Source organism: Mesonia sp. K4-1, from assembly GCF_008017825.1.
Lineage (GTDB): Bacteria > Bacteroidota > Bacteroidia > Flavobacteriales > Flavobacteriaceae > Mesonia.
Genome location: NZ_VRLS01000037.1, coordinates 1 through 13,120, shown reverse-complemented (window position 1 = coordinate 13,120; position 13,120 = coordinate 1). Strand labels below are relative to the sequence as shown.

The 13,120-nt window shown below is 34.3% G+C and carries 15 protein-coding genes and 1 pseudogene; 8 read left to right on the top strand and 8 right to left on the bottom strand.

Annotation, left to right across the window (positions count from 1 at the left end):
• Positions 1-13: 13 nt before the first annotated feature.
• Together FT986_RS05945 and FT986_RS05940 are read right to left on the bottom strand one after the other, a co-directional pair.
• The gene (locus tag FT986_RS05945) at positions 14-706 is read right to left on the bottom strand and encodes a zinc metallopeptidase (RefSeq protein ID WP_147864291.1); all 693 of its coding nucleotides are present in this window, start codon (positions 704-706) and stop codon (positions 14-16) included.
• Positions 707-800: 94 nt separating this feature from the next.
• On the bottom strand, positions 801-3,791 hold the full coding sequence (locus FT986_RS05940; RefSeq protein WP_147864290.1) for a leucine--tRNA ligase: 2,991 nt from the start codon (positions 3,789-3,791) through the stop codon (positions 801-803).
• Between the two features lie 142 nt (positions 3,792-3,933).
• Here FT986_RS05940 and FT986_RS05935 point away from each other — a divergent pair, with 142 nt between their 5' ends.
• From FT986_RS05935 to truB, 4 genes are read left to right on the top strand one after another with little or no spacing between them, the layout of a single operon-like run.
• The gene (locus FT986_RS05935) at positions 3,934-4,812 is read left to right on the top strand and encodes an ABC transporter permease (RefSeq protein WP_111539531.1); all 879 of its coding nucleotides are present in this window, start codon (positions 3,934-3,936) and stop codon (positions 4,810-4,812) included.
• Positions 4,813-4,861: 49 nt separating this feature from the next.
• Positions 4,862-5,128: a DUF3098 domain-containing protein gene (locus FT986_RS05930; RefSeq protein WP_111539532.1), complete on the top strand. Its 267-nt coding sequence runs from the start codon at positions 4,862-4,864 to the stop codon at positions 5,126-5,128.
• A complete protein-coding gene (locus FT986_RS05925; RefSeq protein ID WP_147864289.1) occupies positions 5,128-5,925 on the top strand; it encodes an undecaprenyl-diphosphate phosphatase in 798 nt (265 codons plus the stop codon). The genes FT986_RS05930 and FT986_RS05925 overlap by 1 nt, the downstream gene beginning before the upstream one ends.
• Entirely contained in the window at positions 5,918-6,631 is a 714-nt protein-coding gene (truB, locus tag FT986_RS05920) for a tRNA pseudouridine(55) synthase TruB (protein WP_147864288.1), read from the top strand. Before FT986_RS05925 ends, truB begins: the two co-directional genes overlap by 8 nt.
• A gap of 7 nt (positions 6,632-6,638) precedes the next feature.
• On the opposite strand, the gene FT986_RS05915 is transcribed toward truB, so the two are convergent.
• Positions 6,639-7,247 carry a thioredoxin family protein gene (locus FT986_RS05915; protein WP_147864287.1) on the bottom strand — a complete coding sequence of 203 codons (609 nt, stop codon included), beginning with the start codon at positions 7,245-7,247 and terminating at the stop codon, positions 6,639-6,641.
• Positions 7,248-7,316: 69 nt separating this feature from the next.
• Here FT986_RS05915 and FT986_RS05910 point away from each other — a divergent pair, with 69 nt between their 5' ends.
• From FT986_RS05910 to FT986_RS05900, 3 genes are read left to right on the top strand one after another with little or no spacing between them, the layout of a single operon-like run.
• On the top strand, positions 7,317-7,889 hold the full coding sequence (locus FT986_RS05910; protein ID WP_147864286.1) for a DNA-3-methyladenine glycosylase I: 573 nt from the start codon (positions 7,317-7,319) through the stop codon (positions 7,887-7,889).
• A 48-nt stretch (positions 7,890-7,937) separates the two neighbouring features.
• Positions 7,938-8,471 (top strand): hypothetical protein, encoded by a 534-nt coding sequence (locus FT986_RS05905; RefSeq protein WP_147864285.1) that lies wholly within the window; start codon positions 7,938-7,940, stop codon positions 8,469-8,471.
• Positions 8,452-9,147 (top strand): DUF2490 domain-containing protein, encoded by a 696-nt coding sequence (locus FT986_RS05900; protein WP_187248580.1) that lies wholly within the window; start codon positions 8,452-8,454, stop codon positions 9,145-9,147. Before FT986_RS05905 ends, FT986_RS05900 begins: the two co-directional genes overlap by 20 nt.
• Before the next feature lie 5 nt (positions 9,148-9,152).
• Here FT986_RS05900 and aat read toward each other — a convergent pair whose 3' ends face one another.
• From aat to FT986_RS05880, 4 genes are all read right to left on the bottom strand, one after another.
• Complete coding sequence (aat, locus tag FT986_RS05895; RefSeq protein ID WP_147864283.1) at positions 9,153-9,788, bottom strand: leucyl/phenylalanyl-tRNA--protein transferase; 636 nt, start codon at positions 9,786-9,788, stop codon at positions 9,153-9,155.
• A gap of 189 nt (positions 9,789-9,977) precedes the next feature.
• A complete protein-coding gene (locus FT986_RS05890; RefSeq protein WP_147864282.1) occupies positions 9,978-10,349 on the bottom strand; it encodes a VOC family protein in 372 nt (123 codons plus the stop codon).
• Between the two features lie 9 nt (positions 10,350-10,358).
• Complete coding sequence (locus tag FT986_RS05885) at positions 10,359-10,733, bottom strand: DUF3127 domain-containing protein (protein WP_111539541.1); 375 nt, start codon at positions 10,731-10,733, stop codon at positions 10,359-10,361.
• A 6-nt stretch (positions 10,734-10,739) separates the two neighbouring features.
• Positions 10,740-11,615 (bottom strand): flavin reductase family protein, encoded by an 876-nt coding sequence (locus tag FT986_RS05880; RefSeq protein ID WP_147864281.1) that lies wholly within the window; start codon positions 11,613-11,615, stop codon positions 10,740-10,742.
• Between the two features lie 102 nt (positions 11,616-11,717).
• Here FT986_RS05880 and FT986_RS05875 point away from each other — a divergent pair, with 102 nt between their 5' ends.
• Positions 11,718-12,881: a HAMP domain-containing sensor histidine kinase gene (locus FT986_RS05875; RefSeq protein WP_147864280.1), complete on the top strand. Its 1,164-nt coding sequence runs from the start codon at positions 11,718-11,720 to the stop codon at positions 12,879-12,881.
• A 2-nt stretch (positions 12,882-12,883) separates the two neighbouring features.
• Here the strand turns inward: FT986_RS05875 and FT986_RS15885 are convergent.
• Positions 12,884-13,120 (bottom strand): annotated as a pseudogene (locus FT986_RS15885) (hypothetical protein); the annotation flags it as partial.

The following is a 13,120-nucleotide window of genomic DNA, read 5'->3' as shown; positions in this document are numbered from 1 at the left end:
TTCTTTTACAGATTTAATCTCTGCCTAGAAAGATCCCGATAAAATAAAGTAAGGTAGCTAGAGAACCAATTGCTGCAACAACATATGTTCTTGCTGCCCACTTTAAAGCATCTTTAGAACCTTCGTACTCTTGCGGGGTTACAATGTTTTCGGATTTAAGCCAGGCTAAAGCTCTGTTACTCGCATCATATTCCACCGGAAGGGTAATAAAACTAAACAAAGTTCCCATCCCAAACATAATAATTCCTGCCAACAGCACCATTTGTCCTACTCCACCAGCGACCATCATCATTAAGATAATTCCTCCCATAATCACAAACTGACTATATTTAGAAGCTACACTTACAACAGGAACTAAAGTACTTCTCATTTTTAACCATCCATAAGCTTGTGCATGTTGTACCGCATGACCACATTCGTGCGCTGCTACAGCCGCTGCAGCTGCATTACGTTGCGCATAAACCGATTCACTCAAATTCACAGTCTTCTTTTGAGGATGATAATGATCTGTCAATTGTCCTGGAGTTGAAATGACTTTTACATCGTAAATCCCATTATCTTCTAACATTTTACGAGCAATTTCTGCTCCGCTCATTCCATTTTGCAAATGTACTTTTGAGTACTGCTTAAATTTAGATTTAAGCTTGTGACTTACGTACCAACTTACTAGCATAATTGCGCCAATAAGAATATAATATCCCATCATAATTTTTTATTTTTTTAAAACTCTAATATAGTCTTTTTAAAAGCAAAAACCCCGCCAAAGAAGCGAGGTTATTTTTTGCTGTTATTTTGTCATTCTACCCTACAATATTCACAATTTTACCAGGAACAATTATTACCTTTTTAGGGGTTCTACCGTCCAATTGTTTTTGTGTTCTTTCATCTTCCATCACTGCTTTTTCTATCTCGTCTTTAGACAGGTCTAAAGATAGATCTAGTGTAAAACGCATTTTTCCGTTAAAGGACACCGGGTAGGTTTTGGTGCTTTCCACTAAGAATTTTTCTTCGAATTGAGGATAGCTAGCAGTTGCGATACTTTCTTTATTCCCCATCAAACTCCATAATTCTTCTGCAATATGCGGCGCATAAGGCGAAATTAAAACCGCTAAAGGCTCTAACACTTCTCTACTGGTACATTTTTGAGCAGCCAGCTCGTTCACACAAATCATAAACGTAGAGACTGAAGTATTAAAACTAAACTCCTCAATATCTTCGGTTACCTTTTTAATGGTTTTATGAAAGGTTTTTAAACTCTCTGGACTCGCTTTTTCATCGCTTACCAAAAACTCTTCGCCATTTTGGTACAACTTCCACAGTTTCTTTAAGAAATTATGCACTCCTGTAATTCCTGCGGTGTTCCAAGGTTTCGCTTGCTCTAACGGACCTAAAAACATCTCGTACATACGTAAAGTATCGGCTCCGTACTCCTTACAAATATCATCAGGATTCACGACGTTGTATTTAGACTTCGACATCTTTTCTACGTCGCGTCCTACAATATACTTTCCGTTTTCTTCGGTAATAAACTCAGCGTCTTTATATTCTTCTCGCCAACTTTTAAAACCTTCAATATTTAACTCGTTTGATGTATTTACTAAAGAAACATCTACATGAATAGGATTAAAATTAAAACTCAAGTTACTAACTTCTATGGCATTTAAATATTCATTTTTTAAAATATATTCTTTAATTAAGTTAGTATTATCAACTTCAGGAGAACCTACTATTAAAGTAGGGATCTCATCAGTTTTTTTTAGTATTTCCAAAAGCAATTCGTTTATATTATCTCCCCAACCAGAAGCTTCATAACTGATGCGATAAACAAATGCACTCTCTCCCAAGATCATTCCTTGGTTGATGAGTTTTTTAAAGGGTTCATCTACAGGAACGAGGTTACGGTCTTTTAAGAACTTTGTCCAAAAACGTGCGTAAAGTAAGTGGCCTGTTGCGTGTTCACTACCTCCAATATATAAATCTACATTTTGCCAGTATTGCATCGCTTCCGCGGAAGCGAAAACCTCATCTCGCTTTTGATCTTCCATATATCTAAAGAAATACCAAGAACTTCCTGCCCAACCTGGCATCGTATTTAGCTCTAACGGAAACACCTTTTCATTATCCACCAGATTATTTTTTACCACCTCGTTTTTTGTAGCATCCCAAGCCCAAACATCGGCGCGACCTAATGGCGGCTCTCCTTCTTGGGTCGGTAAGTATTTCTCTACTTCGGGCAAACGGATAGGTAAATGCTCGGCTTCAATCATTTGTGGCATTCCGTTGACATAATACACCGGGAAAGGTTCTCCCCAATAACGCTGACGGCTAAATACCGCATCACGAAGTCGGTAATTGGTTTTCCCTTCACCTTGTCCCAATTTCTCTAGTTCGTAGATCGCCGTTTTTAATGCTTTTTTATAGGTTAGACCATTTAGAAAATCTGAATTAGCAATCACAGTTCCGTCTTTACCGGCATGTGCTTCTTCAGAAATATCTACGTCTTTAAAAATATTTTTGATAGGAATATCAAAATGTTTCGCAAAGTCATAATCACGTTGATCGCCACAAGGTACCGCCATAACAGCTCCTGTACCATAACCAGCTAATACGTAATCTCCAATCCAAACAGGGACAGATTCTTTGGTAAATGGATGTTCTGCATAAGCTCCTGTAAATACTCCCGATATGGTTTTTACATCGGCCATTCGCTCTCGCTCGCTACGTTTTGCAGTTGCTTGAATGTAATTTTCTACGGCTTCTTTTTGCGCTGGTGTCGTAATTTTTGAGACCAACTCATGTTCTGGAGCTAGAGTCATAAAAGTTACACCAAAAATAGTATCGGGACGAGTGGTGAAGACCTCAATAGTGTCTTCGTGATCTTGCACGTTAAACGTAACCGATGCTCCCACCGATTTCCCTATCCAATTACGCTGTGTTTCCTTAAGACTTTCTGTCCAATCGATATCTTCTAAACCTTGCAGTAATCTTTCCGCGTAAGCAGAAATACGCATACTCCATTGTTTCATTTTCTTTCTTACCACAGGATGCCCACCACGTTCTGATACGCCATTTACAATCTCATCATTAGCTAAAACGGTTCCTAACTCGGGACACCAATTAACTTCGGTTTCGGCGAGGTAAGTTAATCTATATTGCAATAAAATTTCTTGTTGTTCCTTATGGGAAAAAGATGACCACGCTGCTGCGGAAAAATCTTTTACCTCATCATCACACACCGCGTTCACTTTTTCATTTCCTTCCGCTAAGAAAATTTCAATAAGCTCAGAAATAGGTCTAGCTTTAGCCGCCTCATTATCATACCAACTTTCAAACAACTGAATGAAAATCCACTGCGTCCATTTATAATAATTAGGATCGCTCGTTCTCACCTCTCGGCTCCAATCGAATGAAAAACCAATTTTATCGAGTTGATTGCGGTAACCTGCAATTTTGTTTCCTGCTTTATCTACACCGCCTTCAATATTCACCTGAGTGGTATCTGCAGGATGTTGACCGGTTTGTATCGCATATTGCTCTGCTGGTAAACCAAAAGAATCATACCCTTGTGGGTGCAATACATTAAAACCTTGATGGCGTTTATATCTTGCTACAATATCACTGGCAATATAACCTAACGGATGCCCTACATGGAGCCCAGCACCAGAGGGATAAGGAAACATATCTAAACCATAAAACTTAGGTTTTTCACTGTTGTTAGATGCTTTAAAAGTTTGGTTTTCTTCCCAATATTTCTGCCATTTGGCTTCGATCTCATTAAAATTGTAGCTCATTTTATCTATTTATCGTCGTTACGAATCATCAAAATTAAGTCGCAAAAGTACTATTAATGTACGAAAGTGAAAAGTTTGAACGTTTTAAAGAATAGAGTTTCAATTACTTTCTTATTTTTACAAAAAAACAACTGGTTAATTTATGAGTTCTTCTTTTGAAAGATATCAAAAAAGACGTTTAATTTCGTCTTATTTTTCTGTTGTCATTAGCATCTCCTTAGTACTTTTTTTACTGGGATTGCTAGGCTTATTAGTATTGAATACAAAAAAAGTAGCCGATCATTTTAAAGAACAAATCGCTTTAACGGTTTATTTAAAAGACACTGCGAAAGAAGTAGAAATTAATCAACTTGAAAAAAGTTTGGCTTTAGCCGAATTTACTAAATCTACCAATTTCGTATCCAAAGAAGATGCTGCAAAAGCGCATAGTGAAGAAATTGGAGAAAATTTTATGGATTTCCTTGGATACAATCCGTTACAAAATTCGATTGATGTCTATTTTAACGCCGATTATGTTTCTGAAACCCAAATCGCAGAAATATCTCGTGACCTAGGCGAAAAAGATTTTGTAGATGAAGTGGTTTATGACAAACCCCTTATCGCTTTATTAAACGATAACGTAAAAAGAATTAGTTTTTGGATTCTAGTAGTTAGTGGCTTATTTACTTTTATTGCGGTGTTGTTGATCAACAGTTCTATTCGTCTTTCCGTTTATTCTAAACGATTTACGATAAAAACCATGCAAATGGTAGGTGCAACAAAAGGATTTATACGCCGACCTTTTATTTGGAAAAGCATTAAACTTGGTTTAGTAGGTGCCGTTGTCGCTTTAATAGGGATGGCAGCAGTTCTATATTATATTGATAAAGGTTTCCCTGAATTAAACTTACTTAAAGATGAAATGATTCTAGGAGCTTTATTCTTGGCAGTTTTTTTACTGGGAATTCTTATCTCTTGGTTCAGCACCTTCTTTGCTACACAACGCTTCTTAAACTTAAAGACAGACGAACTTTATTATTAATTTATTTTCGAGAAGTTTTCATTACTTTTGAAACCTTAATTAGAATGTTATGGGAGAGCAAAAAAGACGAGAAGTTAAAGAAGAAAAAACCCAACCTTATTTTATTTTTGAAAAGAAAAATTACGTGATGATGGCCATTGGCTTAGGCGTAATCGCTTTAGGTTTTATACTCATGGCAGGCGGTGGTAGCGATGACCCCGAAGTTTTTAATCCCGAAATTTTTAGCTGGCGAAGAATTCGTTTAGCTCCTATGCTCGTTTTACTAGGTTTTGGTATAGAAGTTTATGCTATACTCTTAAACCCTAATAAAAAATAATGGAAGTACTTGATGCTTTAATCCTTGGTGTTATTCAAGGTTTAACCGAATTTCTTCCAGTTTCTTCTAGCGGTCATTTAGAATTAGGAAAAGCCATTTTAGGCGACAACAGTATTCCCGAAGAATCTATGCTTTTTACGGTAGTCATGCATTTTGCAACCGCATTAAGTACCATTGTAGTCTTCCGTAAAGATATTTTAGAAATACTAAAAGGCTTATTTCAGTTGAAATGGAATGAAGAAACAAAGTTTTCTCTAAAAATTATTATTTCTATGCTGCCTGCAGCAATTATTGGAGTTCTTTTTGAAGAAGAATTAGAACAGCTTTTTGGCGGAAGTGTTATGCTTGTAGGTTTTATGCTTATTATCACGGCTCTTTTGCTTTGGCTAGCCGATAAAGCTAAAAACACCGAAAAACCTGTAAGTTACTCCAATGCCTTCGTCATTGGAGTTTCTCAAGCCATAGCCATGCTTCCTGGTATTTCTAGAAGTGGTGCTACCATTTCTACATCGGTTCTCTTAGGAAACGACAAAACTAAAGCTGCAAGGTTTTCATTTTTAATGGTTGTTCCTTTAATTTTAGGGAAAATTGCCAAAGATCTTCTTAGCGGAGATTTAACTTTTACCACAGATAACGTCGCGAGTTTAGGCGTAGGTTTTATCGCTGCATTTGTAGCAGGATTAATTGCCTGTACCTGGATGATTGCTTTGGTTAAAAAAAGTAAATTGAGTTACTTTGCCATTTATTGTTTAATTGTGGGAATTATTGCAATTGCCGTAAGCTATATGAATGGTTAATTTTACTGCTGAAGATTTTAAAAACGGACAAATTTTACTTTTTGATAAACCTCTAGAATGGACTTCCTTTCAATTGGTTAATAAAGTGCGTTGGCTCATTCGCTCTCACTGCGGAATTAAGAAAATAAAAGTAGGACACGCTGGGACTTTAGATCCGTTAGCAACGGGACTTTTAATCATCTGTACAGGAAAATTTACCAAACGCATACAAGAATTACAAGGACAAGAAAAAGAATATACAGGCACATTTACCCTAGGAGCCACCACTCCTTCTTACGATCTAGAAACCGAAGTTGATAATACCTTTCCTATAGATCATCTTAACGAAGAGGTTTTAAATAATGCTATTCCCCAATTTTTAGGAGAAATTGAACAATACCCTCCCGTATTTTCAGCATTGAAGAAAGACGGTAAAAGGCTGTATGAATATGCCAGAAAAGGAGAAGAAGTAAAAATAGATTCTAGAAAAGTAAGTATTTCTTCATTTACGCTTACGCGGATAAATTTACCAGAAGTAGATTTTCAAGTGAGATGTAGCAAAGGTACTTACATTAGAAGCCTAGCGCACGATTTTGGAAAAGCTGTAGAAAGTGGCGCACATCTTTCGGCTTTACGAAGAACAAAAATTGGAGATTTTAATGTCAATGATTCCTATGATCTAGATAGATTCATAGCTACACTTCCACCAAAATCTCCGAGGGAGTAAATCTTACTTAGCTTAATAAAGCTTGTAAATCTTCTATAGTAGTTTGTCCTTTATCTTGATTATACCAACGCTGTAAATCTTCTTTAAAACTAGCGTCTAATTGACCAAATTCTTGCTTATAATCTGCAGTAAGTTTTGCCGCTGTTGAAGGTCTCGGCCCCCAAGTTTCTATTACTTCTAAATTTTCCTCTTTAAGCATGATTAATTTAGGAATTGATTTTGCCCCATTGGTCAAAAATTGATTGATCAAATCGTCTTCACTATCTCGTAAAACAATTTTCAATTCTATATGGGGGTTTAATTCCACTAAAGCGTTAAGAACAGGTAAGCCGTGTGCAGCATCTCCACACCAACCTTCAGAAACTACTAACCAAACCATCTTTTGATCGTAGTTTTTAAAAAATGCTTCAGCTTCATCAGTGATTTTTAAAGTTTTCTCCCAACGCTTCATTCGGCGTTGATTAAGTTTAGAATATTCAACTAGACTTTCTTCTTGAATTGCTGCTGTAGATTTATTCTCGGCCAACAAATCGTTCATTAAGGTTTTATATTCTGTATAAGACATTGCATTATCTAATGCTTCTTCTATCGTCTTTTTTAAAGATAATGTTTTCATTAGGTTAATTTTTATGTAGGTCGTAGTTTGCTACCTATAACTTACTAAATTAGAATAAATTTTTAAACTATGAAGAAGAAAAGGTGTGGTTGGTGTGAAGGAGATGAACTATATGAGGCCTATCACGATCAAGAATGGGGAGTACCTATTTTTGATGATAAAACCCTATTTGAGTTTCTTTTATTAGAAACATTTCAGGCTGGATTAAGCTGGATTACCATTTTAAAAAAACGAGAAAATTTCCGTAAAGCATTTAACGATTTTCAGTATAAAAAAATTGCAAAATATTCTGAAAAAAAGATTGAAGAATTACTACAAAACCCAGGGATAATAAGAAACAAGCTTAAGGTTAGATCTGCCGTGACCAACGCACAAGCGTTTATAAATATACAAGAAGAGTTTGGTAGTTTTAGTAAATATATTTGGGGGTTCGTAGATCATCAACCTCTTCAAAATAAAGTTGAAAATTACAGAGAAGCTCCAGCTAACACTCCGTTAAGTGATCTACTAAGTAAAGACTTAAAAAAACGAGGTTTTAAGTTTGTAGGATCTACCGTAGTTTATGCTCATATGCAGGCTACGGGTATGGTAAATGATCATGAAGTTTCTTGTTTTAGATATAAAGAAATCTCTCAATATTAAGTTTTAGTTATGAAAAAGTTATGTTTTTTTCTGTTTATAATCTTTAGTTTGAGTACTATTGCACAATCAAAAAAAGAAGAAGTTGAACAACGTATCTCTAGGGAGAAAATGCCTCTAGGAGCTCTTCAAATTTTAGATCTTTTTAAAGATAAAAAATTTAAAAAGCAGCATTATTTTTTTGAAAAAGACGGAAATAAAGAGAGTTTCGAAGCAAAATTTATTTATAATAAAAGTGCTTATAGTGTAGAATTCTCCCCTAAAGGTAAACTTGAGGACGTTGAAGTTGTTATAAAAAAACAACAAATTGCTCCAAAACCTTTAGATAAAATAGAATCTTTTTTAAAAGATAATTTCGATGCGTTTAAAATAGTTAAAGTACAAAAGCAGTTTAAAAACGGGATAGCGAAAGTGGTATTTGAAAAGTCACTTTTACCTACAAATCATCCCGATAATTTTGAACTCATTGTACAAACAAGGCTAAAGGAAAGCTATTATAAATATGAATTTTTGTTTGATGCTAACGGAGATTATAAAGAGAAACGAAAAGTGGTTAAAAATCAATTTGATTACCTCATTTTCTAAATTCCTATTTTCTGTTTTTTTCTTATTCATTTCTTACACTGGTTATTCACAAACCAACTTTACTGGCTATATTAATCCAGAGATATCCATAAATATTTCTAATGAAAGTCCTTGGTCTCATTCTTTTGGTATAGCCAATAGAGACATAGTTTATACAGATTATGAAAATGTAAATGATTTTAACAAAGAACTAGACTTTCAATATAAGTTTTTAGAGCTTAATCATTATACTAGTAGACAAATAGGCTTTCATAGTAAGGTTAGTGCCGGTATTCGTTACCGATTTGAAGATGGAAAGAATGAAACCCGTATTATAGAACAATATGCTTATTCAAAAAAAATAGGTAGAATTAAAATTGCTCACCGCCTAAGACTGGCTCAACGTTATAGAGAAATTACAACGTTTAGGACTCGATACAGATTTTCAGCAGAATTTCCTTTGCAAGGAGATAAAGTTAACCCAAAAGAATTCTCTTTAGTCGCTTCTACCGAAGCTGTTTGGGAAATGGGAAAAAAGGAAAGACCTAATTTAGGTCAACGTTTTGCCGCTCAAATCACTTATCGCCTATTTGAAAACACTAGACTCAACTTAGGACTTGAATATAGACACCGAGATTACACTCATTCTCCTTATGTGGAGGTGTTTCTCCTTAGCGGATTAAAAATATCTCTCTAATCTTGTTACAAATAGCTTAAAAACACTTCGCGCGCCACTTCTTTTGCTCCTAGACTTTCTAAATGTTTAGTATGCATTTGGCAATCGATAAGTTTTATATTTTCAGCTTTTAATTTCTCTATTAAAGAGATAAATCCATATTTAGAAGCATTGCTTACTTTAGTGAACATACTTTCTCCACAAAACACCTGCTTCTCCCTCAAATAGACGCCATATAAACCTCCTACAAGTACATTTTCTTCCCAAACCTCGACTGATAGCGCATGGCCCAACTCATGTAGCTTCATATAAGCTGAAATCATATTTGGAGTAATCCAAGTATCTTCCTGGTCTTTTCTAAATACTTGAGAACAATTATTAATGACTTCCCCAAAATTTTGATTGTAGGTCACTTTAAAAGCACTTTTTTTAAAAAGCTGTTTCATGCTTTTAGAAACTTTTAAGTCTTTAGGAAAAAGAACCATTCTAGGATCTGGACTCCACCATAAAACAGGATCACCTTCTTCAAACCATGGAAAAATACCTGAGCGGTAAGCTTCTAATAAACGCTCTGGAGACAGTTTTCCGCCAATAGCTAACAAGCCTTGATCATCTGCTTTTTCTACAGCAGGGAAGGGTTCTTTATCGTATAAAATTATCATGAAAAAGAAAAAATAATCATTTATATTAAATTTACATTGCTCGTTTTCAAATTTTTAACGATATTTGAGTTAACCTTTTGAGATTAAATTTTTGTTCATCATTGCTTTTTTGAATTTGTTTTTCACAAGGTTAATAATAAGAAAATCCGACTTAAAAAGTCGGATTTTCTGCTGAAAAACTTATAATTTTTAGATATGTTGATCGATTAAAATCACATTTCCATCAGGGTCTTTTACAATTAAACTGCCAGGACCTTGAGTTTCTTTTTTCACTTCTTGTTCTAAAACAATATCACTTTCTTTTAAAGATTTCTCAATCTCTCGAACATCATTATAGTTCTCTAAAGTTTGAGCGTTCTCATCCCATCCAGGATTAAAAGTAAGAATGTTATCTTCAAACATTCCTTGAAATAAACCAATGATCGCATTTTCATTCTTCATGACTAAATAGTTCATTTCTTCATTTCCGCCAAGGGCTTTAAAACCCAATTTTTCATAAAAGACTTTAGATATTTGCAAGTCCTTTACATTTAAACTCATTGAAAATGCTCCTAGTTTCATATGCTTATTTTAAAAAGGAAGATCGTCGTGATCTTCTTCATTAAGATTAGTTGCTGGCTCAAATTGATCTGCTGGAGGAATTGGAGCATTATTTTGAGAATTTCCTGCTTGTAAGTTTTCAATTCTCCAACCTTGAATAGAGTTGAAATATTTCGTTTCTCCTTGAGGGTTTACCCACTCTCTTCCTCTTAAGTTAATTCCTATTTTTACCGCTTGCCCTTCTTGGTAGCTATTTAGCAAATCACATTTATCTTGAATAAACTCTACTAAAATATGTTGTGGATATTGCTCTTCTGTCGTTACTACTACCTCTCTCTTTCTAAATCCGTTACTTCCGTAAGTTTTAGTCTCATCAATCTTTTTAATCTTTCCTTGAACTTCCATAATTTACTATTTATTTTTTGCTAATAATATCTTCCATGCACTCCTTACTTCTTCTTTTTTAAGATATTCTTGAGCGATAGCATGAATTTTCTCTTCTGAACTCTCCTTAACGTAATCTACTAATTTATTTTCTGATAAAAATTCAGTAATTTCTGTTTCATTAGGTAAGTTTTCTACATTGCCTAATTTACCTAAATCATTACCTGTTAAAATTGTACTTGTTCTAATACTTTGCGGAATATTATCTACCCCGATACCTAAAGTGGTTTGCGGCTTCGGAATTTCAAAAACACCCATATTTGCTCTAGAATATAAGTTTCCTCCCATTCTCGCAACTTGATCTAGCTTATGCTGATCTATCTTTTCTCCTTCTGCCAACACATCTTCACTTACGTGAATTCTCAACACTTCACAAATCACTAAATTTCCAGCTCCGCCTTTATCACCTAAAGGTTTTACTTCATTTACCTTGCATTCAAATTGAACCGGAGATTCTTTCACTCTAAAAGGTTTTACCACTTCAGATTCCTGCATGGTTAAACCTGTTTTTTCAAACTCATTAATACCGTCGGCATAATCTGTACTCGCTAAAGACATTTGTTGCACCATATCGTAATTCACGATATTAATTACAACTTCTTTATGATTTTTTACATTTTCTAACGTGTGCTTTTCTGAATCGTCTTTAATTCTCAATACGGGAGAAAAAACAAGAATAGGCGGATTTGCACTAAATACATTAAAAAAACTAAAAGGTGCCAAATTAGGCTCTCCCTTTTCATTTACGGTACTTGCAAAGGCTATTGGCCGAGGTCCAACGGCACTTACCATAAGTCCGTATGTTTTTTTAACAGGTACTTTTTTAGGATCTATTGTGAGCATGTAAGTTTCTTTTCCGCAAAGATAATTAATCTTGTGAGCAATGAAAAAATGAGCTTATATTTATAAAAAAGATTATATTTCAAATTCATTATAGATTTTTATATGTTTTACTCGAAAGAGCGTAAATTTTTTAGGTGGTTTGTCACTTTATCTTCCATCATTATTATAGGTTTATTCTTATGGAACGTCTCTATCTTCTTTGATAAGATAAAAGAAGAAGAGCGTAATAAAATGGAAATTTTAGGAAGTGCCTATTCCGAAATTTCTAAAAGCAATAATGATGATAACATCAATGATATTATTGTAGAAATATTGTCTACCAATAGCACTACTCCAATGATTGTATTTGGAGTAAATGATGAAAGTTATAGCTCTAGAAATATTGCCGATGAAGAAATTAATTCTCCAGAGAAAAAGTTAGAACTCATAGAGAATTTTAAAGAACAATATCAACCCATAGAGGTTTACGATGGTGATACGCTTGTAAGTATTGTTTATTATGGTTATTCAGATTTATTGATACGATTAAAGTACTTTCCAATCATTATTATTTTAATCATTTTACTATTCTTAGGAATTATCTATTACTTCTTTTCAACTTCAAAATCTCACGAACAAAGTCAGCTTTGGGCGGGAATGGCAAAAGAAACTGCTCATCAAATAGGAACACCTTTGTCTTCTTTAGTAGGTTGGACAGAAATTTTAAGAAGTGAAAATGTTAATCCTTCCTATTTAGTAGAAATAGAAAAGGACGTAAGTAGGCTACAAACCATTACCGAACGGTTTTCTAAAATAGGTTCTTTACCTAGGTTACAACCCACAAATATCATAGAGGCTACTCAAGATTCTTATGATTATTTAAAAGCACGAACCTCAAAACTTATACATTTTGAAATAAAGCTTCCGCAGAAAGAGATTATGGTAGACCTTAATGAAGAACTTTATAGTTGGACTATAGAAAATCTTGTAAAGAATGCCATTGATGCCTTAAAAGGAAAAGGAGACATAAAAATTGAAATTAACGAAGAAACCAAATGGGTACAAATCTTAATTTCCGATAACGGTAAGGGTATCCCTAAAAGTCAGTTTAAAAAGATCTTTACACCAGGAGTAACTTCTAAAAAAAGAGGTTGGGGACTTGGTCTTTCTTTAGCTAAACGCATTATAGAAATCTATCACGAAGGCAAAATTAAAGTACTTAAAAGCGAACTTAATCAAGGAACTACTTTTGAGATTAAACTTCTTAAGAAAATCGAAACCTCGTAAATTTACTTCTCAAAAACCTCTTCACTTAGATCATTATTAAATTGAATATTAGTCCAATTTACAGTCGTCCAAGGACCTTCATTTATCGCTGCATCCCAAGTAGATTTTTTGTACCTACGCTTAGCTGGAATTAGCATACCATCAATTTCATCATAATCCAATATTAGTACTGATGCGTTAAGATAGATTAAATATTTTAAAACATCAGTAAATATAATATATACAAGACGTTCTTTGAT

Bases quoted from the DNA above. Each gene is read 5' to 3' on its own strand.
- FT986_RS05925 (WP_147864289.1), top strand. From the start codon at position 5,128: ATGGAAGTACTTGATGCTTTAATCCTTGGTGTTATTCAAGGTTTAACC.
- FT986_RS05910 (WP_147864286.1), top strand. From the start codon at position 7,317: ATGAAGAAGAAAAGGTGTGGTTGGTGTGAAGGAGATGAACTATATGAG.
- FT986_RS05875 (WP_147864280.1), top strand. From the start codon at position 11,718: ATGTTTTACTCGAAAGAGCGTAAATTTTTTAGGTGGTTTGTCACTTTA.
- FT986_RS05940 (WP_147864290.1), bottom strand. From the start codon at position 3,791: ATGAGCTACAATTTTAATGAGATCGAAGCCAAATGGCAGAAATATTGG.
- FT986_RS05885 (WP_111539541.1), bottom strand. From the start codon at position 10,733: ATGGAAGTTCAAGGAAAGATTAAAAAGATTGATGAGACTAAAACTTAC.
- aat (WP_147864283.1), bottom strand. From the start codon at position 9,788: ATGATAATTTTATACGATAAAGAACCCTTCCCTGCTGTAGAAAAAGCA.
- FT986_RS05915 (WP_147864287.1), bottom strand. From the start codon at position 7,247: ATGAAAACATTATCTTTAAAAAAGACGATAGAAGAAGCATTAGATAAT.
- FT986_RS05945 (WP_147864291.1), bottom strand. From the start codon at position 706: ATGATGGGATATTATATTCTTATTGGCGCAATTATGCTAGTAAGTTGG.
- FT986_RS05880 (WP_147864281.1), bottom strand. From the start codon at position 11,615: ATGCTCACAATAGATCCTAAAAAAGTACCTGTTAAAAAAACATACGGA.
- FT986_RS05930 (WP_111539532.1), top strand. From the start codon at position 4,862: ATGGGAGAGCAAAAAAGACGAGAAGTTAAAGAAGAAAAAACCCAACCT.
- FT986_RS05935 (WP_111539531.1), top strand. From the start codon at position 3,934: ATGAGTTCTTCTTTTGAAAGATATCAAAAAAGACGTTTAATTTCGTCT.
- truB (WP_147864288.1), top strand. From the start codon at position 5,918: ATGGTTAATTTTACTGCTGAAGATTTTAAAAACGGACAAATTTTACTT.
- FT986_RS05890 (WP_147864282.1), bottom strand. From the start codon at position 10,349: ATGAAACTAGGAGCATTTTCAATGAGTTTAAATGTAAAGGACTTGCAA.